Origin of the sequence: Thauera sp. AutoDN2, assembly GCF_051280715.1 — a bacterium.
In the GTDB taxonomy this organism is placed as follows: Bacteria; Pseudomonadota; Gammaproteobacteria; order Burkholderiales; family Rhodocyclaceae; genus Thauera.
The window spans coordinates 1-1,686 of record NZ_JBNCAR010000094.1 but is presented as its reverse complement, the minus strand read 5'-3'; the positions used below and the strand labels follow the sequence as shown (position 1 = coordinate 1,686).

At 61.4% G+C, this 1,686-nt stretch carries 1 protein-coding gene and 2 pseudogenes; all 3 read left to right on the top strand.

Features of this window, described 5'->3' with window-relative positions; genetic code table 11:
• A pseudogene (locus ACPT9U_RS17630) lies at nucleotides 1–141 on the top strand (heavy metal sensor histidine kinase); the annotation flags it as partial.
• A gap of 190 nt (nucleotides 142–331) precedes the next feature.
• Nucleotides 332–1,104, top strand: a pseudogene (locus ACPT9U_RS17625) (cation diffusion facilitator family transporter).
• A 29-nt stretch (nucleotides 1,105–1,133) separates the two neighbouring features.
• Nucleotides 1,134–1,418, top strand: a complete 285-nt coding sequence (locus ACPT9U_RS17620; protein ID WP_222948386.1) for a YnfA family protein — start codon at nucleotides 1,134–1,136, stop codon at nucleotides 1,416–1,418.
• Nucleotides 1,419–1,686: the final 268 nt, after the last annotated feature.

The window sequence follows — 1,686 nt, the reverse complement described above, 5'->3', positions numbered from 1 at the left end:
GGGCTCGGCTTGGCGATCGTAGCTGCGATCGCGCGAATGCATGGCGGCGCCACCTTTGTGCGGTCAGCTGCCGGAACGACGAGCGTTGGCCTTACCATGTGCGGGTGCAGCCAAATGGAGGTAGCACCTCATGACAGATAAGGCGCATTGCTGAAAGGGCTGAACTTTGCCTCTTTGCGGCACTGACTATCGAGAGTGCTGGGGTCACATGGATACGTGGCCAGGTAGAGTGCGCTCGACACCACGAACTTGCACCAGATCGCCTTCGTGCGCGGCGCCGATGGCTGACGTGTTCTAAGTGTCTGTCAGCACCCACCTCGGAGACTCCGCAATGACCGACGATGCCGACGCACAAGGGTGCCGAGGATCTGATAGGCGTCCTGCGCAGCTACCTCAAGTGAGCCTTGCCGTGCCCACCGAGAACCCGTCCACCTGGACCCATGATCACGTCTTCGATGGCGGCAATGCGCTTGCCAAAAGCAGTACCTCGGTGGTGATGTGGATCACTGCCGTTGCGATGGTTGTCGAGATCACCGCAGGCTGGTGGTTCAACTCAATGGCGCTGCTGGCCGACGGCTGGCATATGAGCCCGCATACCTTCGCGATCGGCGTGTCTGCCGCGCTGGCCTATGCCGCTGCGCGAACGATCCGCGCTTCGCTTTCGGCACCTGGAAAATCGAGATCCTCGGAGGCTTCGCCAGCGCCATCTTCCTGCTCGGCGTGGCAGTGATGATGGTCATCGGTTCGATCGAACGCATCGTGTCGCCGCAACCCATCCAGTACAAGGAGGCCATCGCGGTCGCCATCCTGGGCTTGGCCGTCACCGTCGTTTGTGCGCTGATCCCGGGCAAGGCTCACCATCACGGCCACTCACACGGACACGGTCACGATCATCACGGCCTCAAGCTCAAATCCGCCTACCTTCACGTGATCGCCGACGCGGCCACCTCGGTGCTGGCCATCGCGGTGGTGACGCATGACCGCGCACGCACCCCCGACGCTGTGAGGAGCCGCTTGGCGGTGCACGAGGAGATCGTCCACTCAACGATCGAGATCTATCACCACGCCGGGCTTCGGGAAAGCCCTGCCGGAGGAGCCGCGTGAGGACATTGCTACTTTACTTCGTCACAGCGATGGCCGAGATCGTCGGCTGCTATCTGCCCTGGCTGTGGCTCAAGAAGGGGGGCTCGGTTTGGCTACTTCTGCCTGCGGCGGTGAGCCTGGCGGCCTTCGCGTGGTTACTCACGCTGCATGAGGCGGCCTCCGGCCGCGTCTATGCCGCATACGGCGGGATGTACATCAGCGTCGCCATCCTATGGCTGTGGACGGTGGACGGAATCCGCCCCTCCGCCTGGGACGTCGCCGGTGTAGTGGTGACGCTGGCGGGCATGAGCATCATCGCGTTTCAGCCCAAGTAGGGTGTTTGCAACCGCATGCCATGAGCTTCAATCCGCCTCGCGGGTCAGCCACTTCTTAACCTTACCCCTCCACTGCCAGCAGGTGGCAGGAGATGCAGGCGGCCTACAATTCGGGCAGCGCAGCGCCAGCGGCAAACCAGTCGCCAAAAGGTGATAGTCCCCGGGCGCCCGCAATGCTCTCAACTTTAGCTTATAGCCCTTGTGAACCCTATGGGAAACGGGTAAAATGGCGTTCGTTAAGTCATTGATAAATAGACAATATGAACTC

Excerpts from the sequence above, each read along its gene's own strand:
- ACPT9U_RS17620 (WP_222948386.1), top strand. The coding sequence starts at position 1,134 with ATGGCCGAGATCGTCGGCTGCTATCTGCCCTGGCTGTGGCTCAAGAAG.